The sequence below is a fragment of the Salinivibrio sp. PR6 genome, from assembly GCF_001995955.1.
GTDB classification, from domain to species: domain Bacteria; phylum Pseudomonadota; class Gammaproteobacteria; order Enterobacterales; family Vibrionaceae; genus Salinivibrio; species Salinivibrio siamensis.
Genome location: NZ_MUFA01000019.1, coordinates 17,214 through 42,202 on the forward strand (window position 1 = coordinate 17,214; position 24,989 = coordinate 42,202).

The window sequence follows — 24,989 nt, forward strand, 5'->3', positions numbered from 1 at the left end:
TTGCTGGTTTAGTTTAACGATGATTTATACATAGGATCAGACGCCACCACGCCACGGCGTAGGCAGTGGCCAAGCCAATCCGATAAAAATGCATTAACCTGATGTTTTTCGTCGCGCTGATGCATGCGCGGATTCGGGTAATCATAACGTGGTTTTAAGCGTGAAATCTGCTGCGTGGTACACACTTCCGCGACCCGTGCATCGTGATACAAGCGCACTGTCAGGTTAGCACGTAAGTAATCCGGCGCGGCGCCTGGGCTCAACTGAGCAATATCCAGTAAGGTGGTATAGCGGGTTGACTCACGCACGACCAAAGCATATTCCTGCCCTTGGATATCGTATCGACACACCTGTCCCACCTCGTCACGCTTGGGCATCAAACGGACAAGTTTGGCGTAGTTGGTTTCATACAAGCGCATCATCGCTGGTAAGTCGACACGATATTCTGTTTTCACACACACCTACTGTCTATTTACTGTTTTGTTCATTATAGCTTTGACGCAAGCGACTGGCATTGAGTTCCAACCATTGCAACGCAATGATTGAGGCGGCGTTTTCAATCTCACCATCAACCACCTTTTGATAGGCGTGTTGGCGAGATAATCGATGCACCAAAATGTCTTCATTTTCACTGTCGAGGCCGTGCACGCCTTCCGCTTCCGAGGCATCAACAATTGCGACAAACACATCCAACTGTTCAGAACAGCCACCAGAGCTGGATAAATAACGGGTAACACGCTCCATTTGATGCAGTAATAGCCCCGCTTCTTCCCGCGCTTCACGGTGGGCAACCTGCTCGGGGGATTGGTCTTTGTCTATCATCCCAGCCACAATTTCGAGTTGCCATGGTGTCGCGCCTGCTGCCATCGCCCCCACGCGGATTTGCTCAAGCATCACCACTTCATCACGTACGGGATCATAGGGTAAAACAGCCACCGCATGGCCACGTTCAAACAACTCCCGCACCACAGAGCCACTCCAGCCGCCTTCAAACAAGCGATGACGAAACTGATAGCGCTGAATGGAAAAGAAACCTTGATAAAGCGAAGAAATATCCTCGATCACAATATCGTCGCGATCGAATTGTCCAGGCGGATAGTCTGACATGCGGGCTCCTTATCCTCGATGACACGAGCTGACGAATTGAAATGCTGAGTCACGCCTATACCCACTGGCCTGTGCCGAGCGGCAACGCGCGTCTTTCTAGCAAACCATAAACTTAACTTTTTTGATAAAAGTTACAACTATTTTTCAGTCCCATTTGCAAATTGGATAGTTTACACTCAATGTCCTAACAAATTGTCAGTTTCACGCAAGCATAATTGCGGTAAGCTAGTGACCGTCTATTTATCTAATCGCACAGATTCAGGGATTCCATCTATGAAAAAATTGCTCCCTTTGGCGTTAAGCTTGGCACTCGGCAGCGTAAGCAGTGCAGCCCTTGCCGATGATCTCGCCCAAATTTATCAACAAGCGAAGCAAAGCGATCCCACTCTTAATCAAGCGGCCGCCGAGCGCGACGCAGCGTTTTCTGCTGTGGATGCCACTCGTGGCACCTTGCTACCGCAAATAGCCTTAAATGCGGGATACGCCATTACCCGCAATGACAGCGACGATCAGCGTGACGTCAACACCACCAGCGCCGATATCAGCTTAAGCCAACAGATTTTCAAACGTGATAGCTGGGTCAACCTGGATATCAGTGAAATGCAGGCGCGCCAGCTAGATGCGACCTATGCGGCGCAGCAGCAAGGATTAATGCTGCGCGTGGCACAAGCCTATTTTGACGTCTTGCGCGCCATGGACAAGCTTGAGTTTATTCAGGCAGAAAAAGCGGCCGTGGGCCGTCAGCTTGAACAAACCAAGCAACGTTTTGAAGTGGGCCTTTCGGCGATTACCGACGTGCATGACGCCCAAGCGCAATACGATGCTGTACTGGCCGATGAAATTTTGGCCGAAAATGCGCTCACCAACAGCTATGAGGGCTTGCGTGAGATCACCGGCCAAGCCCCACATGACTTGCGTGTGCTCGACACTGACCGCTTTAGTGCCAGTAACCCGCAGCAGCAACCGGCAGCACTGGTCAAAGTCGCCGAAGAGAAAAACCTCGAGTTACTCGCCAACCGCATTGCCCGTGATACCGCCAAAGAGCAGATTAAGCTGGCCAAAACCGGTCACCTGCCCACGCTGACCTTCAGCGCACAATACGGGATGACGGATAGCGATAATCAGCATACTCCCGGCTCGGTTGATTACAACGAAGGCACTGCCAGCCTCGATTTTAGCTTGCCACTGTTCACCGGCGGCAGCACCTCGGCCAATGTGGAAAAGGCGCAGCATGAGTATGTGGCCGCGTCACAAAGTCTTGAAGCCAAATACCGCAGCACGGTAAAAGATGTGCGCGCTTTCTATAACGACATCAATGCCTCAATTGGTGCGCTGCGTGCCTATGAGCAAACCGTGGTCTCTGCACGCTCAGCGCTAGAAGCCACTGAAGCAGGTTTTGAAGTGGGTACTCGTACCATTGTCGATGTGTTGGATGCTACGCGTCGCCTTTACGATGCCAACCGCAACCTCTCCAATGCGCGCTACGACTATATTCTAAGCCGTTTACGTTTACACCAAGCCATGGGCACCTTGTCTGAGCAAGACTTGCTCGATATTAACCAAGGGCTGGTTAAGCAAGAGTGATTCACGCTTGAGGCTCTAGTATGCAAAAAGGTGCCGACGGGCACCTTTTTTATTGTCATGAGTTGAAAGGGCAAGGCGCTATTGACCACGCCGAATCGACTCAATGATTTCTGTGGTAGAGCAGCCATCTTCAAAATTAAGCACTTTGACCTCTCCTCCGTTGGCGAGCACCGCCTCGGCACCAGCAATCTCGTTAACCTGATAATCACCGCCTTTAACGAGCAAATCGGGCAAGACTTCGCCAATCAGGCGCGCAGGCGTTTCTTCTCCAAAAGGAACCACCCAATCGACCGCGCCCAGCCCTGCCAGCACCGCCATCCGTCGATCGGTTGGATTGACCGGACGGCCGGGCCCTTTCAGCGCTTGGACTGATGCATCCGTGTTGACGGCAACAATCAGGCGATCGCCCAGTTTGGCGGCTTCATTGAGGTACGCCACATGGCCTGCGTGCAAAATATCAAAGCAGCCATTGGTCATCACCACTTTCTCACCTCGCCCTTGGGCGACGTGCACCGCATCAATCAGCTGCGCTTCGGTTGTTACGCCAAAACCAGACTCGTGCGAGCCGTGTACCGCTTCGGTAAGCTCAATAGTAGAGAGGGTTGAGGTACCCAACTTACCCACTACCACGCCGGCCGCAGCGTTAGCCAGCGCACAGGCTTGCTCTATCGGTTTGCCCGCGGCCAATGATGCCGCCAATACCGATATCACGGTATCCCCCGCCCCTGTGACGTCGTACACTTCTTTGGCAAGCGTTGGCAAGTTCAGCGGCGCGGCATCAGGGCGCAGCAATGTCATCCCATGTTCACTGCGGGTGACCAGCAACGCACCAAGCTCGTATTGCTTGATCAACGCCAGGCCTTTTTCTTCCAAGCTTTGATCGTCCGTCACTGTGCCTGCCACCGCTTCAAACTCTGCCATATTTGGCGTCAGTAAGCTCGCCCCTCGATATCGCTCAAAATCCGTGCCTTTAGGGTCAACCAAGGTGGTGACACCCGCTTGTTTGGCGGCCTGAATCAATGTTTGCACCTCGGCTAATGCCCCTTTGGCATAGTCCGATAAGATCATCGCCTGCGCCTTGGGCAGTGCCGCCTCGACTTTAGCCAGCATGGGTGCCACATCCACACCCGCAAAACCCTCTTCAAAATCCAGACGAATCAACTGCTGGTTACGGCTCATTACCCGAAGCTTAGTAATAGTGGGATGCGAGTCTAGCGCCACAAAATCACAGTTAACATTTAGCGAGTCGAGGGTTTGTGTGAGCGCATCAGCCTGTTCATCCTTCCCGGTCAGACCAATCAGCTGGGTATGCCCACCTAAGGCTGCGATATTCATCGCCACGTTCGCGGCGCCACCTGGGCGCTCTTCCGTTTGATTGATCTTCACTACAGGCACGGGCGCTTCTGGAGAAATGCGTCCCGTCGGTCCATACCAATAGCGATCGAGCATCACATCGCCGACGACCAGAACATTGGCTTGGCTATAATCAGGAAGGCTGAGTTTCATCTGGATCTCCGAATACTGTCGTTACCGAGCGATAGTAGCATAGCCATAGGCTAAATGGGGGGCTCACAGGCGTATGCTGCGCACAATCTCAACACTCACCGCACACACTCGCGCAGGACAGCGCCAAGAATTTACTCTACAATAGCGCGGGCCTCACGGCTCTTTCTGGTTTGGTTTTCATGAGTCATTAACGCTATGAGCGATTTTTCAGCCCCCACTTTTCGCATTGGGTTTCTTCACCCTCGCTATCTTCATACCTGGCTCGGCGTCGGGTTAATGTATCTGGCTAGCTGGCTGCCTTATCGCGTCCAATTTTATATGGGCCGCAGCTTGGGTCACTTGATGCATACACTAATGAAACGCCGCGTTAAAATTGCCGATCGTAACCTAGCGCTGTGCTTTCCAGAGATGACGCCCGCTAACCGCGCTGCGATGGTGAAAGAAAATTTTGCCAACGCCGGCCTTGCCTTGTTCGAGACTGGTATGGCGTGGTTTTGGCCCAAATGGCGAATCAACAAGCATGTCACCATTGAAGGATTAGACACCCTGCTTGAGCTTGAACAACAAGGCAAAGGGGTGCTTTTAATTGCCGTACACTCACTGAATTTAGAGATTGGCGCGCGCGGCTTAAGCGAACAAACGCCTGGCGTGGGGGTGTATCGCCCCAATACCAACCCTGTGTATGACTGGTTTCAGTTCCGTGGCCGGATGAAGCGCAATATTGGCGTCGATCGCAAAGACGTTAAGTCGATGATCCATTACCTCAAAGAGGGTCATCGCATGTGGTATGCACCCGATCACGATTATGGTCGCCGCCGCTCCACATTCGCACCACTGTTTGCGGTCAAACAAGCTTGTACCACCACAGGCACCAGTTTGCTGACCCATGCCGGCCACGCCACCGTGGTACCATTTTCTGTGGTGAGAGAACGACGGCTTGGCCAATACCGCGTTAAAATCGACCCACCGATAACGGATTTCCCTAAAGAAGCGCATGCCGCAGCGGTGATCACTAACCAAGCGGTTGAACGACTGATCCTACGCGCCCCAGAGCAATATATGTGGTTGCATCGGCGCTTTAAAACCCGCCCAGAGGGTGAGCCTTCCTTATACGAGGGAATCTAGCTCCAAATAGGCCGCCAATCGCGGCCTCATTATTGCGCCTTACGCTGCTAGTCTGCTTGCCCATCAAACCACTGTTGCCAGGCTTGCTGCACGATTTCGCGCTCATCGATAAAGGCATCAGCCTCCACCTGCCCACTTTCACCAGCTAGGTGGCTCCGGTGGAGCGCATTGCGCATCCGGGTATAGGCCGACTTTAATCCCGCCGCCTGCGTCAGTGGCATCACTCCCAGCTCTCCGGCTTGCTCAAAAATACGCGCGTTATCGCTATATCGGGTAAGCGCCGGTTGACTGGCACTGTTGCCGAGCACTAAGTATTGCGCCAAGAACTCGATATCAGTGATCCCACCGGCGTCTTGTTTGATGGAGAAGGTATCTTTTTGTCCTGTCGCTTTATGCTGACGCATTTTTTCACGCATGCCACTGACTTGCTCTCGCAGCGTATCGATGTCTCGTGGCGTGGTGAGAATGCGATGACGGACCTGGGTAAAGCCGGACTCTAGCTTAGGATCACCATATATCATGCGTGCACGCACCAGTGCCTGGTGCTCCCATGTCCACGCCTCTTTTTGTTGGTAATCAGCATAAGCTTCGAGCGTGCTCACCAGCATCCCGGAGGTGCCGGAAGGGCGAAGGCGTGTGTCAATGTCATAGAGCACCCCAGAGGGAGTACGCGTAGAGAAAAGATGGACGATACGCTGAGCAAGACGCAGATAAAACTGCCGACCATCAATCACTTTACGACCGTCAGTCTCAATATCCGCGGGGCAGTCATGGAGAAAAACCACATCGAGGTCAGAATTATAACCCAGCTCCCATCCGCCTAACTTGCCGTAACCAATCACCGCAAAACCTCGGCCCTCGCGCTCGCCCAAGTGTGTCGGTTGGCCATATTTTTCCACCATTTGGTGCCACGCCTGATTGACCACCGCCTCCACAATCGCTTCAGCCAAGTAAGTCAAATGATCACTGACGCGCATCACAGGTAGCACACCAGCGATATCCGCCGCGGCAATTTTTAATAACTGAACTTGCTTAAACTGACGCACCGCCTCCATTTGTTGCTCCATATCCTCAACGGGGATACGAGCAAGATAATCGCGTAATTCGCTGCGATAGGCATCCGGCGCCAAGGGTTGGTACAAATGGGTTAAATCGAGCAGCTCATCCAGTAGCAAAGGGTAGCGCGCCAACTTTTCTGCCACCATCGGGCTGGCCGTACAAAGTCGTAACAGCTGATCAATCGCCCCGGGGTGCTCATCCAACAGCTCTAAGTAGGTGGTGCGCGTCGAGATATTGAGTAACAGGTGGGTGATATGTGGCAGCACCTGCTGTGGTTGCGGTAACGTCAGTAGCTTACTTAACATGACGGGCATCAAACGGTTGAGCACCTCACGTCCTCGAGGGCCCACAGTGCGCTTAGCCAGCTCTTGTTTAAACGCTAATAACTGCTCAGCAATATTGGTGTCCGGTAAATCTAAGCCTGCTAAGATCAAGTGGGCGTTTTCTACATCGCGCGCCATCGCCCATAGATCGTGATACTCAGTATCGACGTCCGTGTCTGTTTCTTGCTCATCTTCGCCAATCAAGCCGGAAAACACCTGATTAACCGCTTGCATATGCTGGGTGATGTCGGCCTGTAAGCGCGTCCAGTCATTGACCCCCATGGCGTGACAAAGCCGCTCACGATCAAGGTCGTTATCGGGCAGAGTCTGCGTTTGGTTGTCATCAATGGCTTGTAGAAGGTTTTCAACGCGACGCAAATAGCAATACGCGGCCTTTAATTGGCTTATCTCAGCGGTAGGCAATAATTCCAGTTCCGCAATCGCATCTAAGGTGTCGAGCAAGCCACGTTGGCGCAAACTGGGCTCTCGGCCGCCACGAATAAGCTGAAACGACTGAGCAATAAATTCAATCTCACGAATCCCCCCCGCACCAAGCTTAATATTATCCGTTAAGCCACGCCGACGTACCTCTCGTTGGATTAACTGTTTCATCCGCCGCAACGCTTGAATCGCACTAAAATCGATGTAACGACGGAAGACAAACGGGCGTAGCATCTGCCGTAACGTTTGATAGCAGTCATACTGCTCTTTCCCCATGACGCGCGCTTTCACCATCGCATAGCGCTCCCAATCACGCCCTTGTTCTTGGTAGTAATCTTCGAGTGCGGAAAAGCTCATCACTAAAGGGCCACTATCCCCAAAGGGACGAAGACGCATATCAACCCGATAACAAAAACCGTCCACCGTGGGTTGATCAAGCGCTTTGATCAAGCGCTGCCCTAGCCGGGTAAAGAACTGGGCATTGGCGATGCTTTTTCTCGCGCCCTGGGTTTCTCCCGCCTCAGGGTAAGTAAAGATCAGGTCGATGTCTGAAGAGAAGTTGAGCTCACCACCACCAAGTTTGCCCATGCCCAAAATCAGCATCGGCTGCGGCTCCCCCTCGGGGCTCATGGGTGTGCCCCAGTCGTGACAGCCGCGCTGATAGAGCCATTGATAAGCTGATAATATTTGCGCTTCCGCAAGGGCTGATAGATGTTGTAAACCTTGCTCAACCGGCCATTGATTGTGGATTTCCTGCCACGCAACCCATACGAGCTCACGCTGGCGGTGCTGACGGAGTTGACGGTGAAACTCGCTCTCATCCGTCACCGCGTCCAACGCCTGACTCAACTCAGCTTGGTATGTCTGCTCACGCGAGGCTTGCTGGCGATGCTGATACAGCCAGTCGAGAAGTCCAGAGGTTTGGGTTAATGCCTTGGCGACAAACTCGCTACACGCTAAAGCCTGCTCGAGTTGCTCACGCGCCGTGCCTTGCCACTGCGGCACGGCCTCAGGGGCAAATTCATTTAATCGTATCCAGTGCTGATGCAAGCAAGCGGCAAGAGAGTCAGAGAGTACCATGGGCAGTCCTTTTGCTATCGTCCTGTATCGACACTAACAAAAACGGCTCACCGATGCAGCGAGCCGTTGTTGATTACGGATAAAACCTCAAACGTGGTTAGACTTTAAAGGCCTCAATTTTATCTTTGAGTGATTGTGCACTTTGTTCAACCATCTCTGCCGTTTCATGCAGCTCAGACGCCACTGTCACCGATGCCTGGACCAAATCTTTAACATTGGTGAGGTTTTGGTTCATCTCACCGGCTACTGACGCTTGTTGTTCCGCCGATGAGGCGATTTGGAAGTTCATGTCATTAAGCGATTGGATTTGCGTGACGATTTGCTCAAGCTCTCCGCCAGCCTGGCTCACTGACTCGACGCCTGTCTTGGCCTCGGAAACACTGCGATCCATCAAGCCCACCGCTTTTTGCGCACTTTGCTGCAACTGGGTGATCATATCTTGAATTTCCACCGTGGCTTCTTGGGTGTGTTGCGCCAGCTTGCGTACTTCATCCGCCACCACCGCAAAACCACGCCCCGTATCGCCCGCGCGTGCGGCTTCTATCGCGGCATTGAGTGCCAGTAGATTGGTTTGCTCTGAAATTCCTTGAATAGTGACCACGACAGTACCGATTTTCTCCACCTGGGCATCGACCTGCCCCACGACCTGGGATGACTCGCTGATGTCATTGGACAGCTCATTGATGGTTTTGATGGTACTGCTCACGTGCTCTTGGCCACTGTTCGCCTGTTGGCTAGAGGTTTCGGTCGCTTTGGCCGCCTCTCGAGTATGCTCAGCGACGGTTTGCACGGTCGCACTCATCTCACTCATCGCCGAGGCAAGCTGATCCATCTCAGAGAATTGCTCTTGCGATGACTCTTTGGTTTCCGACATGCTGATCGTCATAATCTCAGCCAGAGAAGAAAGATCATCCGACGCTTGGCGCTGCGCGTTAATCACATCCACCAATTGCTGACGCGATCTTTCCAGCTCACGCGCTAAATCACCAAACTCGTCCCGGCTATTCATCTCAATCGGTTCACTGAGATCACGGTTGGCGAGCGCCCGAATTCTATCGGTAAGATAATTAATTTGCCGCAGCATAATATTGGAGCCGCCCAGCAAAATAACCATGAAAGAGACAATCATCAGCGCGGTTTGCCACGCGACCTGAATCATATAATCTTGGTAATACGCCTGCGCCTCAGACGTCGGTTGTGATGCCACGAGCCACCAATCACTGCCGCCTACGGGCACGGCATAGCCATGACGGCCACCGTCATAAACGGTATAGCTAAATGCGCCTGACTGATTGAGAAATAAGTCAGCGACATCGGTTCCGGTGCTTTCATCCGGCACGCGCAACGCGTCAAACTGGCGCATTGAAGGGTGAGACCAGACCTGGCGAGTGGTGCCATTGACCAAATATAAATACGCCCCTTCGCTGAATTCGGCGTTCATGGTATCCACCGCCTCTCGCATCAAGCGTTCCCCATCAGGCTGATCGATGAGGGCACCTGTCATTGCCGCGCTGGATCGCGCTAATTCTTGGGTCTGATTCAGGGTGAACTCAATCACGGACTGGCGAAACGTGTTCGCATCCCACATCTGCTTACCGACCAGAATAATGGTACTAAAGACCATGAGAATCACGAGTTTTGGGATCAAGCGCAGATTGGTAACGGGTTTTTCCCACGCATAAAAGGTATGTTTAGCCATAATCCTGAAAGCTCCATGTCCGTTATTAAGCCAACTGACTGCCAAACGGGCGATTATTAATACTGAGTGATGTTATATCGGCAAACGTCATCCTCACTGAATCCTTGTTTACCGTATTTGTGAAATTTGCCCATAAACAATGCCCATAATGATAAGTTAATCAAATTATCATCACGCACCTTGCCTGTTTATAACGTAAAAAAGTGCCAAATATATTGATCCTAGAGGCGGTTTTATCGAATCGCCTCAGACATTGAACCTGGATACTCAAGCAAGGTAACCGCATAAAGGCACACATAAAAAAAGCAACCTCCAGGTTGCTTTTTATCACTCTCGCTCGCTTACTCTTGCCAATAAGGAGTAAGACGCAATCCCGTTTGACGGCTTTGCGTCATCGCATGAAACAGTGACTCTTCTTTACGTGCCAACCACTTCTCTGCTTGTTTTTTATCCTCTTCATCGTCAATCTCGACCACTCGCTCACGCACCGGTTCGAGCAAGCGCAGCTCTTCAATGCCTTGCAACATATCGAGCCAAGGCAAGCGGAAGGCTTTACGCCGACTTTTGTCATACAAAGAGGCCAAGCAAGTGCCTAGCAACAAATTGCGTTGCAAGCGAGGGTATTGGTCAAAGTAGTCGTGCCGCGTCAGTGGTTTAGTTTCATCAAATGCGTCAAGCAGCTCGTGCCAAGACTCTGGCAGTGCTTTGTCGGCCAAACGTTGAATCGGTTGGGCAAGCTTATCCGCCGCTTTATCATCTAAAAACGGTTGCCAACCTTTCGAGAGGATCCAGCGACTTAAATCGAGCAGTAAATTGCAATACCGCGATGTATGTAGCAGCGCGACAATGTCCTCTCGTTCAGGCAACCTCGCTTGTTCGACCTTCAAGCTTTTCACCAAGGTTTTTCGCGCGTTTAATTTACGCAGATATTGGCCTTTGTCTTCACACAGCCGGGCATTCGTCCGAGCATCATCGAGCCACGCCAGTTCACCCTCAAACCATTGCAGCTCTTGACGGAGTAAACTGCTTGCTCGGCGCGGCACCACACTGCCGAATAAGACAAACGCCTGTCGGATCAACAAGACGGCATAGCGAATTTCTTGTAACGCCTCAAGGGACTCACCCTCAATGTAGATTTGCTCGTGATAATGCCAGTGATTCAACGCATGCTCGAGGATCCGAATCAGGGCTTTTTCTTGGCTATCATCAGCGCCGAGTTTAACGATGGATAAGGCTTTAACCGGATCACCCTGATAGCCGGTTGCCAGGCGGTAGCCACGCGCCGCCTTGCTCAAATTTCCGAGGCGTAAGCCACCTTCATCCGCCAGGCTGCGTGCCAGCGAGAACAAGGCGTCGGTTTGTCCGGAAATCAGCTCCAGCTCCACCTCAGAAATCACATCCTTGTCGCCAGCTTCGGTAGAGACCTCGCCTTGATCGCTCGCCAATTCGATTTGGCTACCGTCATCCGTTGCTAACAGCCATTGCTGACGCACAAAATCGGTGGAAAACAACGGCTGGAGAGCTTGGCTCAGTGCATCAACATCCAGATCATCGGGCCATGCATCGACTGGGATCAAAGAAAGATCAGGTTCAGGTCCGTTAAGCTCGGCGTTGTATTCTGGGCGCTGATGCAGCCCAGCCACGACCCGACCTGCCGTTTTGAGGGTTTGAATGTACACACCATCAAAACGACGTACCCGCAAACCGATATCGTGTTTACGTAGGGTAAAATCTGGCGTATCGAAGTAGATGTTTCCCAGCTCACGCTGGCTTTGCTGTAGCTGTTTTACACTGACAATTTTATCGCGAATGCGATGAGAAAAGTCAGAAGAGACAAAAAATTTGAGCTCTATCTCAGTGTCCATACGGTTACCTATAGCCAATTGCCTGACAAGGATATGAACAATTGATCCTGTCGGCAAGCGCTATCACTACCAGGCTTGATCACGCGCACTGAGGCAGAGATCACAAAAGCTATTTCTTTAGCCTATGTTCTGCGCTACCATCGCCGCTCCGATATACCATCGTTGAACTTTTCGCCTCTCTTTTTTGCCCTCTGGGCTCGAGGCAACCAGGTAGATTACGGCTATGCCAGTCAATACAATTGTTGGGCTATTTGCAAAAAGCCCTATTAAACCACTGCAGCGTCACGTAAATCGTGTAAACGATTGTTGTGAGTTACTGATCCCCTTCTTTCATGCTTGCGAGCAACAAGATTGGGATAAGGCAAATCAACTCCGTCAGCAAATCTCAGATATTGAGAAAGATGCTGATACCCTAAAGCGCAATATCCGGCTTAAGTTACCACGAGGTCTCTTTATGCCCGTCGATCGCACGGACATGCTCGAGCTCCTCACCCAGCAAGACAAGCTGGCAAACTTAGCCAAAGATATTGCCGGCCGCGTGATAGGCCGTCAGCTTCGTATGCCCCCCTCAATGAATGATGCCTTTATCGCCTATGTGCAGCGATGCTTAGATGCTGCCGCGCAAGCACGCCGCGTGATCAACGAGCTTGAAGAGCTACTTGAAACTGGCTTTAAAGGGCGCGAAGTCACCTTAGTCGCCGAAATGATTCATCAGTTGGATGTGATTGAAGACGATACCGATTCTATGCAAATCCAACTTCGCCAAGCATTAATGGCCGTTGAGCAGGAGTACAACCCTGTTGACGTCATGTTCTTGTACAAAATCCTCGAGTGGGTCGGTGAAATTGCTGACCAGGCGCAACGTGTGGGTGCGCGCTTAGAGGTCATGCTTTCCCGTTCCTAACCGAGTGATGTAACAACAAGGTATTACAATGGAAATCCTGATGAATCACGGGACCATACTGATCATGGTCGCCGCGGCTTTTGGTTTTTTAATGGCGATTGGTATTGGTGCCAATGACGTCGCAAACGCGATGGGCACGTCTGTGGGCTCAAAAGCACTCACCGTGAAGCAAGCCATTATTGTGGCGATGATTTTTGAATTCGCCGGCGCATATTTAGCCGGTGGTGAGGTCACAGACACCATTCGCAAAGGTGTGATTGACACCAGTTTTTATGCTGATCAGCCGTTGGAATTAGTCTTTGGCATGATGTCCGCGCTACTGGCGGCTGGCTCCTGGCTATTACTTGCCTCATTCATGGGTTGGCCCGTCTCCACCACCCACTCTATCATTGGTGCGATTATTGGTTTTGCCTGCCTATCGGTTGGCGCAGATGCAGTCGATTGGCATACGGTGCAAGGCATCGTTGGCAGTTGGATTATCACCCCTTTTATCTCTGGCTTGTTCGCTTACTTTATATTCTTAAGTGCACAACGACTGATTTTTGATACCGACCGCCCTGTGCTTAATGCCAAACGTTTCGTGCCGCTTTATATGTTTCTCACCGCGTTTATTATCGCGATGGTCACCATCAAAAAAGGTCTCAAACATGTTGGCCTCCACCTCACGACCTTAGAGTCCGTGAGCGCCTCCATCGTGCTCTCTGCCATGGTGATGTTTTTTGGTGTTTATTACATTTCTAGAAAGTATCGCGGCGATGAAAATCAAGGTTTTCAGGGGGTTGAGCGGATATTTAGCCTATTAATGGTGGTCACCGCCTGTGCGATGGCCTTCGCACACGGCTCAAATGACGTGGCCAATGCCATTGGTCCGCTATCGGCCATCGTGGCCACGGTACAAAACCTCGGTGCTGTAGCGGAAAAAGCACAAATCGCCTGGTGGATTTTACCGATGGGTGGCGCGGGGATTGTACTCGGTCTTGCCACCATGGGACACAGAGTCATGGCGACCGTGGGCTCGGGCATTACTGAGCTTACTCCAAGTCGTGGTTTTGCCGCGCAACTGGCGACCGCAAGTACGGTTGTGCTCGCCTCAGGCACTGGCCTCCCTATTTCAACCACACAAACCTTAGTCGGCGGCGTTTTGGGCGTTGGCTTTGCCCGCGGTATTGCCGCACTCAACTTGGGTGTGGTGCGTAATATTGTTGCCTCATGGCTGATCACCTTACCCGCGGGGGCCTTGTTGGCTGTGATCTTTTACCAAGTGATGACCTCGCTATTTGCGTAACAAGCGCCGGTGATGTCAAATCACAGTCAAAAAAAGGGGGGCATGGCTCCCCTTTCTTTTACGCCTATGGCACTATGCCCAGCAAAGCCGATGTGTCCCACACTGAAATTATGCAAAGGACCCCAGACGTGAAACACCTGTATTCTGCTCTCGTATTGCTGTTCGTTCTCGTTGCCGCGCCTCGAGCGATGGCAGAAAACTATATTTCTGATGATTTGTTCACTTATATGCACTCAGGCCCAGGCACACAATATCGTATTATCGGCAGTGTCGATGCGGGTGATAAAGTCACTGTGCTAAAACGTAATCGCGATGAGGGCTACACCCAAGTAGTTGATAGCCGTGGCCGTAAAGGCTGGGTAAAAAGTGACTACGTGACCACACAACCTGGCTTAAAAGAACGCGTGCCGGCGCTAGAATCAGAGCTGAAAAAGGTGAAGTCCGCGCTGGCCAATGCAAAAGATGATGCTAAAGCACAACAAAAAGGCTTGGCTGAATCCCTTAAACAGCGCAACGCGCAGATCGAGAAGCTGGAAGCACACAGCAGCGAACTCAATAAAAAACTGATTGATGCGCAAAGCGAAATCCGTGCGTTACGCGCCAAAATAGATACCCAAAAGGATGATCTTCTGATGCGTTGGTTCACCTACGGTGGCATGGTAGCCGGCGGTGGCTTACTGTTTGGCTTGGTGCTGCCACATCTTATCCCACGTAAAAAACGTCGCCGCGACGGCTGGGCATAATCGTGAATGAAAGGCTGCATTGGCAGCCTTTTTTATTGCGATCCTGATAGCGGCCTTTTAAGCACACGGTGGGCGTGCTGCTAGGCTCTATGTATACTTAAACCCATTCGCGACACAAACGTGATTGTGTCTTCTCTTTGTCATTAAGGAGTTTGGTGTGGAACATTATCTTGTCGGCGGTGCTGTACGTGATGCGCTATTAGGCTTGCCGGTCACAGATAAAGACTGGGTAGTGGTCGGTGCCACCGTCAAACAAATGCAAGCAGCCGGCTACCAGCAAGTCGGCCAAGATTTCCCCGTGTTTTTACACCCCACCACACACGAAGAACACGCCCTCGCCCGTACTGAACGAAAATCAGGCCAGGGCTACACCGGGTTTATTTGCGACTTCTCGCCAGATATCTCACTGGAAGCGGACCTTCAACGCCGCGATCTCACCATCAACGCCATCGCCCAAGATGAAGAGGGCAGCTTGATTGACCCGTATGGCGGTCAGCAAGATTTACACAACCGGATTTTGCGCCATGTCTCGCCCGCCTTTAGCGAAGACCCATTACGGGTACTGCGCGTGGCACGGTTTGCCGCCCGTTTTGCGCCACTCGGCTTTACCATTGCCGATGATACCTTAGCGCTGATGAAAACGATGGTCGCCAAGGGCGAGCTCGCCCACCTCACCCCTGAGCGGATTTGGCGTGAGTGGGAGAAAGCGCTTGGCAGTGATTGTCCCGATGTGTTTCTTGCTGTGCTGCGCGATTGCGGTGCCCTAGCGGTGGTGCTTCCTGAAATCGACGCCCTGTACGGCGTGCCAAACCCAGCCAACTGGCACCCTGAAATCGATACCGGCATCCACACGGAAATGGTCAGCCGTTATGCCGCCTCATTGACCGACGACAAAGCCATCCGCTTTGCTGCACAAGTCCATGATCTCGGTAAGGCCCTCACCCCAGCCTCTATTTTGCCCGGCCATCGCGGCCACGGCGATCGCGGGCTGCCCGTGATTAAAGATCTGTGCGAGCGACTACGTATCCCCAACGCTTATCGGGATTTGGCCTTGGTGGTCAGTGCGCACCACTCCAAAATTCATAAGTGCGATCAACTCAGCCCTGAGCATTGGGTAGCGCTGTTTAATCAGATCGATGCGTGGCGCAAACCCGAGCGGGTCGAGCAATTGGCCTTGGCGTGTTTGGCCGATGTGCGTGGCCGCAAGGGACGTGAAAATTATTACTATCCACAAGCCGACGCCTTACGCGAGCGCTTTGCTTGCGCGCAACAGGTAGAGGTTAAGCCAATTGTCGACGCCGGCTTTAAAGGGGCGGCGATTCGTGATGAGCTGCATCGTCAGCGTATTCAAGCGGTAGCCGCGTGTCCGGCGCCCGCCTGCCCCGATGCGGTTAGCGCGTCGCGTTAACGGAATTCACGCGCGGCCACCGACAAGGTGGTGAGCGTTGGGGTCAGGTCAATCAACTTACCGGCAATCACGTGCACCACCTCGCCCTGTCGCTCGACAATGCCATGCACTTTCAACACCTTGGCTTGCATAAAAGCACGGGATTGCGCCCGTGCCGTCCCCGCCCAAACCACCACATTGATATTGCCCGTCTCGTCTTCCAAGGTGACAAAGGTTACACCACTGGCCGTACCCGGGGATTGCTTACCCGTCACCACCCCCGCTACCGCCACCCAGCTTTGCGACGCACACTGTGATAACTCAACACCACGAGTAAAACGGCCCAGCGTGCCGGCTTGCGCCATCAAACGAATAGGATGATCGGTGAGCGACAGCCCCAAGGCCGCGTAATCTTCAATCACGTTCTGCCATTGGGAAGGCGAGTGAGGCAACGCCACCTCATCGTCACTGGCGGCCAGTAACGGCAACTGCCGCTGCTGATCCATCAGCGCCCAGCGCGCCTGAAAGCGGTTACCAGCCAGCGATGCCAGTGCGCCACTACTGGCTAGGGCTTGATAGGCATCGCTGTCAAGATTTATCCCTTGCAGTGCCGACAAAAACGCAAATCCCGTCTCTGGACGATGGGCCAGCAACCGGTCTATTGCCGTCGCACTCAACCCTTTGACTAACCGCAACCCCAGCCGCACGCCCCACTGTTCACCGACCTTTTCTAAACAATGATCCGCCCCTGAGTGTTGCACGCAAACCGGCAACACAGGCACTTGGTGGCGCGTGGCGTCTTGCATCAATTGTGACGGTGAGTAAAACCCCATCGGCTGGCTATTAAGCAAGCCGGTGTAAAACGCGGCGGGATAATAATGCTTTAGCCACGCTGAGACATAGGCCAAAACCGCAAACGAAGCCGAGTGGCTCTCTGGAAAGCCATAATCACCAAACCCACAGATTTGCCGGTAAAGCTGCTCGGCAAAGTCGGCGCGATAGCCTCGCGCAGTCATCCCTGCGATCAATTTGTCGCGAAACGGCGCCAGTCCGCCTTTTTTCTTCCAAGCGGCCATCGCGCGGCGCAGCTGATCCGCTTCCCCACCGGAAAAGCCGGCCGCTACCATCGCCAGTTTGATCACCTGCTCTTGAAAAATGGGCACCCCGAGCGTACGCGCCAGCACTTGCTCAACAGCTTTAGACGGGTAGCTCACCACTTCTTCTCCGTCGCGTCGCTTTAGATACGGATGCACCATGTCACCTTGAATCGGACCGGGGCGGACAATGGCAATTTGGATTACCAAATCATAATAACAAGCCGGTTTGAGCCGCGGCAGCATACTCATTTGTGCTCGCGACTCAATTTGAAACACTCCCACGGTATCGGCGTGCTGAATGCGTGCAAACACCGCCGGATCGTCGCCTTGTTGGGTGATCGCCGCCAAACTCAAGCGAGGGCCACCGGTTTGGGCAATCAAATCAAAGGTACGTCGAATCGCGGTGAGCATGCCCAGTGCCAGTACATCGACTTTCATCAGATGCAGTGTCTCCAGATCGTCTTTATCCCACTGGATCACCGTCCGCTCTGCCATCGCCGTATTTTCCACCGGCACCAACTCATACAAAGGCCCATCTGCAATCACAAAGCCACCCACATGCTGAGAAAGGTGGCGTGGAAAGCCGATCAATGTCTGGGTCAGCGACAGCCATTGTTGGCTTTTCGCGCTTTTAGGATCCAGGCCCAACTGCTGAAGTTGCTGCGTCCAAGGCTGGGTTTTATCGCGTCGATTGAGGTTTTGAATAAAAAAATCAATCTGGCTAGCGGGGATCGCTAACGCTTTGCCCACATCGCGCAATGCACTTTTAAGCCGATAACGGATCACGGTTGCCGCCAAGGCGGTCCGCTCTCGGCCATATTTTTGATACAAATACTGAATGACTTCTTCACGGCGCTGGTGCTCAAAGTCCACATCAATATCTGGCGGCTCGTCGCGCTCTTTACTAATAAAGCGCTCAAACAGCACATCGACTTTGCATGGATCCACCGCGGTGATCCCTAAGCAATAACACACCACCGAGTTCGCCGCCGAGCCGCGCCCTTGGTATAAGATCCCACGCGATTGAGCAAAGCGCACCAGATCGTAAATGGTCAAAAAGTAATACGGATAATCGAGCGCCTCGATAAGCGCGAGCTCTTTTTCAATGATGGCTCCCACGTTACGAGGCACGCCCTTAGGGAAGCGCTGCTGTGCGCCTTGCTTGACCGCCTCACGCAGATAGGCCATCGCAGACTCGCCAGTCGGCACCACTTCTTTGGGGTAACTGTATTTAAGGCTCGCCAAGGAAAACTGACACTGGGCGGCAATGTTGGCACTTTCCGCCAGCCACTCGGGGAGAAACAAAGCGTGTAATTTAGGCAACGGACGTAAGGCGCGCTCTGCATTGGGCAATAATGTCCTTCCCAATTCAGCGACAGGCTGGCGATGCCGAATTGCCGTTAAGGTATGATGTAACGCCAGTCGCTCAGGGTGATGCATCAACACATCACCACACGCGGTCACGCGAAGCGCATACTGGCTTGCCAGCATGCGACAGTGCGCCAGATACGGATGGTCGTTATCCGCTAGATCGCGCCGCACGGCCAGGTACAAGCGCTCGGCATGATAACTCAGCAGCCATTTTGCCCAGTGATGATCACTCTCTGCGCCACTGGGTAGCCATAGCACCAAGCCATGACGCACCGACATCAAGTCCCACTCGCTCAGCTGGTAGTCGCCTTTGTGGCTGCGTCGCCGCGCATTGGTGATAATCCGACACAACTCTTGGTAAGCCGCTTGGGTAGGACACAATAGAGCAACATCTAACGCCTGCAGGCGAAAGCGACTGCCAATGATCAGCGAAAGCTGCGGATAATCACGCTGGGCTTGATACGCACGCACCACCCCTGCGACCGAGCATTCATCGGTGATCGCAAGCGCTTGATAGCCCAATGCTGCCGCTTGCGCCACCAGCTCTTCCGGGTGTGAGGCGCCCTCAAGAAAGGAGAAATTGCTGCAACATACCAGCTCGGCATACGTACTCATCGCTTCACCGTCTAACTAAACCAGCCGTGTAAAAACCAAGTTTGCTCTGGCGTGCGAAACACCCACAGCCATTGTTGCTGGGCGTTTTGGGCAATAAAGTAATCGCGCTGGATAGGCGCACCTTCCCACCACCCCGTGACAATCCGCTCCGGCCCTTCACGTAAGGTGACCTTACCCACCAGTGGTGTGGGTTGCGGTAGCAATAAACTTGGGCGTGGACGCGTGGGTGCCGAAGCCGGTGGTGTCGCACTATGGTGATGAGGGACATGTTGGCTGGCCGCCTCGGGACGGTGATGATCCACATACGCCAACCGCATGACCGCCTCCTCCCCGAGTCGAGCTGCCAGTGTCGCGACCAACTCATCACGGTTTTGCTCGCCTTGCTGCGCGCTAAAGAGATCGGTTTGTCCGGGCTGGTGGCAATCAATTTGCCTGGCGCACACACTCACTGCCGTCACTGGCTGGCTCACTTGCCATGACGCCAGCCGTATACGCACCAAAGCCATCCAGCGCTCGACGTCTTTCTCACCATGCGCGGCCATCACCGGCAGGGTTTCTTCACATCCATCACGTAAGCTAAAGCCCAACGTCAGCGCAGGCGTGCAGGCACTACGCTGCTCAAGAAAGCAGCACAGTGCCGAGACGAGATTCTCGATAATGGGCAATAAGTGGGCTTGCTCACTAAGCTCAAACAACAAGACCCGCTGCTGAAAAAATTGCAGCGGTGGCTGAAAATAACGCAGTGGCGTCGGCTTATCGCCACGCACTTCAGCAAGATAATCCACCACAGTGCGCGGAAAACGTCGCGTCAGCGAAGCGGTGGGCAAGGCGATAAGATCTCCTAACTGAGAGAGGCCCAGACGCGTAAACTGGGTTTTCACCGTCTCCGGTAAGGGTGCTGCAGCCAACGGCAATTGCTGCAACGCTGCCTGCAAATGCTCAGGGTCGGTACTGACCTTGCCCGCGTGGCCATACGCCATAAGCTCGGCGGCTCGCGGCGTTTCGCTCACCCCGGCCTGATAACGAATACCACTTTCCACCAGCGTTTGAGTCACGGCCTGCCATAGCGGAGGAAATCCCTGATATAAGGCCAACATCGGTGACACGTGTAGCCATAAACCTTTAGGGGGATTGAGGCTGATTTCTGCGACCAGCGGATAAAGCTGTGTGGCGAGCTGCTCAAGCGCGGACTGCTCTTTCACCGCGCAATAAGGATAGACCGCGAGCTGATGACAAATAAGCGCTGCTGCCCCTAATCCCATACCGGTATTCAGACCGTGCGTGCTAGCCGCTACAGAGAGCTGCACTAAACGGCCTTCTTGCTCGCTAACCAGCCCCACCGCTTGCACCGATGACGGCGCATAAAGGCTATCTAACAGCAAGCTCGGGCAATGCAGATACAGCCACAATGACATTACGCTTGCTCCCGCTGTTGTCGTAAGGGAAAGGCAAGCAAATTCTCAGCGTTGCTCGGCCTGGTCACCAACGCGGGCCATTGCGTGCGCCAATCGAGGATAAACGGGGCCGGTGGCCATTGGCCGCGACAATAGCGCACCGTGACCGTTACGCCACATGCGGAAGGCGCCAGTGCCACGCTTAAATCGACCGGTAATGTCAATGAGTACGTCTGCTGGCGGCGCAACAGCACCACCGCACATTGGCCATGTTCGGCCGCCAGTTTTAGGCGCTTCACTTGTCCAACCGTGAGCGAAGATGGCCATAACACTACCGCCTGACACGCACCACTGCGCGCGGCTTGCTCGGCGGCCCACAGCGCATCTTGATCGCTTTTGGGGGACACCAACAAGGTGTTGTCGGTGGAGTAGCCTTGCTGATGTAGCATCGCTGCGTTGAGTCCAACCGGTGGCCGGATCCACACCACCTGCTGGCCGCTCGCGTGATACAACGCGGGTAACACCAGCCGCAACTCACCGACGCCATAGTCACTGATGATATCCGTCACACCTGGAGACGGGAGTCCACCAAGGCGCTGATCAAAGGCGCTATAACCGGTCGCTTTTTTATCGGGTAATTCCGCCATTAACGGGCGCTGACTGGCGCGCCATAGGCCGTGTTGTTGGGCTAATTGGTCGAGTGTTTTCATCATTAAAATACCTGTATATATATACAGTATATTTAATGATAAAAACGCTGCAAGGAAAGAAAACAAAAAAAGCAGAAAAGAGGAGGATGGTGCATCAAAGAGAAAAAGACACGCGTGACACCGCAGCAGCTTCGGGACGGATGAGGTGCAATCATTAGCCATTGCGGCTAGGGAATAAGTAGGCGCTTTCCCCAGCGTAAAGTATTACCCACTTTACCCGACAGTAAACGGTATTATATTTCGACGATGGGGGTATTAACGGATTGCGAAGAAGCGAGCATCACTTGGTTGCGGCCACGGTCTTTCGCGCGATACATGAGAAGATCAGCGGTATGGATCAACGCATCTAGCTCTAGCTGCTTTATCTCCTCCACCACATCACTGGAAACAATGGCACCAATGCTCACAGTGACACGAATATCGGCGCCGCCAAATTCAAACACCGTGTCCGCAATATCGCAGCGAATGTGGTTAGCCATTTCAATTAAGGCATCTAAATCTTGGGTCGGGCATAAGATGCAAAACTCTTCTCCGCCTAAACGCGCAGCGGCCCCTTTTTTAACACATCGCTTTAAATAGCTCGCCAGATGTACCAGCACCTTATCGCCTTGCATATGTCCATAGGTATCATTGACCTGCTTGAAATGGTCAAGGTCAATCAAAATTAATCCTACTTCCTGCTGGCGGCTCAGCTTGGGTTTTAAGCGGGTAAAGTAGGTTTCGAGCCCACGGCGATTTAATAGCTGCGTCAAAGGATCGGTGTTAGCAAACTCTCGCAAACGTGCATTCGCTCGGCGTAATGCGACCGTGCGTTTATACACCATGCGTTTCAGAATAAAGATATAGGTCACCGCGCCTAACAGCACCGACAACACGATACTGGGAATAAGCCAAGCCGGGTAAGCCTCGACGCGCTCGGTATTGATCCACTTTTGCTTGATGCGTAACAGCTCTTCCGCCGGTATGTTACTCATTCCCTCGCGAACTTGCGCGAGCAAGGCTTGGTTGCCTTTGGGCACCGCCGCATAAATCGGGCGTGTGTAAAGGATTTGCTCTGCGACAAACGTCAATGGCTTATCAAAGGTGAGCATATAAAAATTAGCGACTTGGCTATCCGCCACTAGCGCATCAATCTCACCACTGAAAGCGGCGTCAAATAACCGCTCATTATTGGCGTAAGTCTGTTGTTCAACGTCCGGATAATGCTCGGTGAGATAGCTTGACTCATAACTGCCTGCAACAACACCGACTGCCTTACCGCCGACAAGCGTATCTGTTTTGGTGCCGCGCGCTTCATTGCGGATGTATAACGAACCATCAATATTAAAAATAGGCGCAACAAAATCGAGGTAGTCCTCGCGTTCGGTGGACTTCAATAACCCCGCATGAACACGGTTACCGCCTTCTTTCATATAAGCGAGCGTGTCGGCCCAATCGAGTAACACAAATTGTACGGGCTCATGATTATATTGGCCGTAGGCTTGCCAGAAGTCGACCAACAAGCCTTTGGGTTGGCCATCATCAGACAAGTAGCTGTAAGGCTCCCAGACCGAAGAATGAGTGGCGACTAAAATGTCTTTTTTTTCTGACAGATAGGCGTCGTCAGCCCATGCAAACGTACTCACATACGTGCAGGCTAGGAGCAGCATCCCTGTCAAAAGTCGAAAAGTGCGCGCAAACATTATTAGACAGTCCATTCAAAGAGTCTTGATGGTAGATAAATTCTAAGGGAACGCAAAAGACTTAATAAAAAAGCATGATCCAGTTCAAATTGGAAGCTAGATCACATCAGAAAGCATGCAAATGGCCACTGATGGCCGATAAAAGCAGCAAAAAGGAATACGTCGTATGGTAAAGGTGGAAACATCAACAGAAAGCGTAATCATGATAAAAATATCTTGATTCACCAGTGTGCTGTCATCGGGTTGTAATGATTTAAATCGTCAGCTGTGGTAAATTTACGCGCCCCAAAGGAAGGGAAGACTCATGAGACAGGAGCACTATTGAGTGCTTTATTGTCAATGAAGCCTTTATTGCCCGTGATCAACACAGATCACCGCAGACAATCTATACTCACGATCGATAAACAGTGACGTCACCACAGCAACCCTGGCTGCGGTAACGTCATTGCAAAATGCAAAAAATTCGCTTTCACAGCCACTTAAGTAGTAAAAGTGCGTGGTAAAATTACACTTTTCGGTGTGTTGTGAGAAAGCATCAGGCTTATGTTTCAATTTTTGACCGGAGAAATGTGTCGATGAAAAAGACCAAAATCGTATGTACGATTGGCCCAAAAACCGAATCTGAAGAGATGCTTACTCAGCTTGTTGAAGCTGGCATGAATGTCATGCGCCTTAACTTCTCACATGGTGATTACCAAGAGCATGGTACGCGTATCGCCAACTTGCGTAATGTGATGAAGCAAACCGGCAAACAAGCCGCTATCTTGCTGGATACCAAAGGTCCTGAGATCCGTACGGTAAAACTGGAAGGTGGCGACGATGTGCTACTAGAAGCCGGTCAAACCTTTACATTCACTACAGATACCTCTGTTGTGGGCAATAAAGAACGCGTCGCCGTGACCTACGCTGGTCTGCCGCAAGATTTAAAAGCGGGTGATACAGTACTGGTTGATGATGGCCTACTTGAGATGGAAGTACTAGAAACGACTGAAAAAGAAGTGGTTTGTAAAGTACTCAACAACGGTGAGCTCGGCGAAAACAAAGGCGTTAACCTGCCAGGCGTTTCTGTCAGCTTGCCTGCGCTGGCTGAAAAAGATAAATCGGATCTGAAATTTGGTTGCGAGCAAGGCGTTGATTTTGTTGCTGCCTCATTTATTCGTAAGAAAGAAGACGTAGAAGAAATCCGCGAGCTATTGGCGCAAAACGGCGGTAGCGACATCAAGATCATCTCTAAAATTGAGAACCAAGAAGGTGTCGACAACTTTGACGCTATCTTGGAAGCATCTGACGGCATCATGGTTGCTCGTGGTGACCTCGGTGTAGAGATCCCCGTTGAAGAAGTGATCTTCGCGCAGAAGATGATGATCGAAAAATGTAACCGTGCACGCAAGATGGTTATCACGGCGACACAAATGCTCGATTCGATGATCAAAAACCCACGCCCAACCCGCGCAGAAGCAGGTGACGTGGCCAACGCCATCATGGACGGCACCGATGCGGTGATGCTGTCAGGTGAATCAGCGAAAGGGAAGTATCCATTAGAAGCGGTGAGCATTATGGCACAAATCTGTGAGCGCACAGACCGTCAAATGTCTCCAGCCTTAGGCTCTCGCCTTGATAGCGACCGCCTACGTATCACCGAAGCGGTCTGTAAAGGCGCGGTCGATACCTCTCAAAAGCTCAGTGCCCCGTTGATTGTGGTTGCGACTGAAGCAGGTAAGTCAGCGCGCTCAGTGCGTAAGTATTTCCCAACCGCGAACATTGTTGCGGTCACCACTAACCCGAAAACAGCCGCTCACCTGTGTCTGACCAAAGGGGTGACACCTGTGATGATCGAAAGCATCGATAGCACCGATGAGTTCTACCGTCGTGGTAAAACCATCGCGCTAGAGTCAGGCTTAGCGAACAAAGGCGATATCGTGGTCATGGTCTCAGGCGCACTCGTGCCGTCTGGTACCACCAACACCACCTCTGTGCACGTTCTGTAATAAGACGTTTACTGCAGACCTAAG

The 24,989-nt window shown here is 52.4% G+C and carries 17 protein-coding genes; 7 read left to right on the forward strand and 10 right to left on the reverse strand.

The genetic code is table 11. The features are described 5' to 3' along the window. Window positions 1-8: 8 nt before the first annotated feature. Window positions 9-455 (reverse strand): DUF1249 family protein, encoded by a 447-nt coding sequence (locus BZG72_RS13405; RefSeq protein ID WP_077459426.1) that lies wholly within the window; start codon window positions 453-455, stop codon window positions 9-11. Window positions 456-468: 13 nt separating this feature from the next. After that, window positions 469-1,107, reverse strand: coding sequence for an ADP-ribose diphosphatase (gene nudF, locus BZG72_RS13410; RefSeq protein ID WP_046074238.1), 639 nt, complete (start codon window positions 1,105-1,107; stop codon window positions 469-471). Between the two features lie 273 nt (window positions 1,108-1,380). Between nudF and tolC the strand changes: the two genes are divergently transcribed. Next, the gene (gene tolC / locus BZG72_RS13415) at window positions 1,381-2,691 is read left to right on the forward strand and encodes an outer membrane channel protein TolC (protein ID WP_077667010.1); all 1,311 of its coding nucleotides are present in this window, start codon (window positions 1,381-1,383) and stop codon (window positions 2,689-2,691) included. 78 nt (window positions 2,692-2,769) lie between these two features. Here tolC and hldE read toward each other — a convergent pair whose 3' ends face one another. Continuing rightward, window positions 2,770-4,197, reverse strand: coding sequence for a bifunctional D-glycero-beta-D-manno-heptose-7-phosphate kinase/D-glycero-beta-D-manno-heptose 1-phosphate adenylyltransferase HldE (gene hldE / locus BZG72_RS13420; protein WP_046074240.1), 1,428 nt, complete (start codon window positions 4,195-4,197; stop codon window positions 2,770-2,772). A 195-nt stretch (window positions 4,198-4,392) separates the two neighbouring features. On the opposite strand from hldE, the gene lpxL reads away from it, so the two are divergent. Beyond that, the gene (gene lpxL / locus BZG72_RS13425; RefSeq protein WP_046074241.1) at window positions 4,393-5,322 is read left to right on the forward strand and encodes an LpxL/LpxP family Kdo(2)-lipid IV(A) lauroyl/palmitoleoyl acyltransferase; all 930 of its coding nucleotides are present in this window, start codon (window positions 4,393-4,395) and stop codon (window positions 5,320-5,322) included. Between the two features lie 47 nt (window positions 5,323-5,369). Here lpxL and glnE read toward each other — a convergent pair whose 3' ends face one another. The 3 genes from glnE to BZG72_RS13440 form a co-directional block, all read right to left on the reverse strand. Then, window positions 5,370-8,225, reverse strand: a complete 2,856-nt coding sequence (gene glnE / locus BZG72_RS13430; protein WP_077667011.1) for a bifunctional [glutamate--ammonia ligase]-adenylyl-L-tyrosine phosphorylase/[glutamate--ammonia-ligase] adenylyltransferase — start codon at window positions 8,223-8,225, stop codon at window positions 5,370-5,372. Window positions 8,226-8,322: 97 nt separating this feature from the next. Further along, window positions 8,323-9,924, reverse strand: coding sequence for a methyl-accepting chemotaxis protein (locus BZG72_RS13435; RefSeq protein WP_077667012.1), 1,602 nt, complete (start codon window positions 9,922-9,924; stop codon window positions 8,323-8,325). A gap of 341 nt (window positions 9,925-10,265) precedes the next feature. Beyond that, window positions 10,266-11,789 (reverse strand): CYTH and CHAD domain-containing protein, encoded by a 1,524-nt coding sequence (locus BZG72_RS13440; RefSeq protein ID WP_077667013.1) that lies wholly within the window; start codon window positions 11,787-11,789, stop codon window positions 10,266-10,268. Between the two features lie 223 nt (window positions 11,790-12,012). Here BZG72_RS13440 and BZG72_RS13445 point away from each other — a divergent pair, with 223 nt between their 5' ends. The 4 genes from BZG72_RS13445 (at window position 12,013) to BZG72_RS13460 (ending at window position 16,129) form a co-directional block, all read left to right on the forward strand. Next, window positions 12,013-12,693, forward strand: a complete 681-nt coding sequence (locus BZG72_RS13445; RefSeq protein WP_046074245.1) for a TIGR00153 family protein — start codon at window positions 12,013-12,015, stop codon at window positions 12,691-12,693. 28 nt (window positions 12,694-12,721) lie between these two features. Beyond that, a complete protein-coding gene (locus BZG72_RS13450) occupies window positions 12,722-13,978 on the forward strand; it encodes an inorganic phosphate transporter (RefSeq protein ID WP_046074246.1) in 1,257 nt (418 codons plus the stop codon). Window positions 13,979-14,088: 110 nt separating this feature from the next. After that, window positions 14,089-14,721 carry a TIGR04211 family SH3 domain-containing protein gene (locus tag BZG72_RS13455; RefSeq protein WP_198930073.1) on the forward strand — a complete coding sequence of 211 codons (633 nt, stop codon included), beginning with the start codon at window positions 14,089-14,091 and terminating at the stop codon, window positions 14,719-14,721. Between the two features lie 157 nt (window positions 14,722-14,878). Further along, complete coding sequence (locus tag BZG72_RS13460; protein ID WP_077667015.1) at window positions 14,879-16,129, forward strand: multifunctional CCA addition/repair protein; 1,251 nt, start codon at window positions 14,879-14,881, stop codon at window positions 16,127-16,129. Here the strand turns inward: BZG72_RS13460 and BZG72_RS13465 are convergent. From BZG72_RS13465 to BZG72_RS13480, 4 genes are all read right to left on the reverse strand, one after another. Beyond that, window positions 16,126-19,191 carry an error-prone DNA polymerase gene (locus BZG72_RS13465; protein WP_077667016.1) on the reverse strand — a complete coding sequence of 1,022 codons (3,066 nt, stop codon included), beginning with the start codon at window positions 19,189-19,191 and terminating at the stop codon, window positions 16,126-16,128. The genes BZG72_RS13460 and BZG72_RS13465 overlap by 4 nt on opposite strands. Before the next feature lie 11 nt (window positions 19,192-19,202). Continuing rightward, window positions 19,203-20,606 (reverse strand): Y-family DNA polymerase, encoded by a 1,404-nt coding sequence (locus BZG72_RS13470; RefSeq protein ID WP_077667017.1) that lies wholly within the window; start codon window positions 20,604-20,606, stop codon window positions 19,203-19,205. Then, a complete protein-coding gene (gene imuA, locus BZG72_RS13475) occupies window positions 20,606-21,298 on the reverse strand; it encodes a translesion DNA synthesis-associated protein ImuA (RefSeq protein ID WP_077667018.1) in 693 nt (230 codons plus the stop codon). The genes BZG72_RS13470 and imuA overlap by 1 nt, the downstream gene beginning before the upstream one ends. A gap of 230 nt (window positions 21,299-21,528) precedes the next feature. After that, entirely contained in the window at window positions 21,529-22,920 is a 1,392-nt protein-coding gene (locus tag BZG72_RS13480) for a transporter substrate-binding domain-containing diguanylate cyclase (RefSeq protein WP_158075479.1), read from the reverse strand. 632 nt (window positions 22,921-23,552) lie between these two features. On the opposite strand from BZG72_RS13480, the gene pykF reads away from it, so the two are divergent. Then, on the forward strand, window positions 23,553-24,965 hold the full coding sequence (gene pykF / locus BZG72_RS13485) for a pyruvate kinase PykF (protein ID WP_077578786.1): 1,413 nt from the start codon (window positions 23,553-23,555) through the stop codon (window positions 24,963-24,965). The last annotated feature ends 24 nt before the right edge of the window (window positions 24,966-24,989 follow it).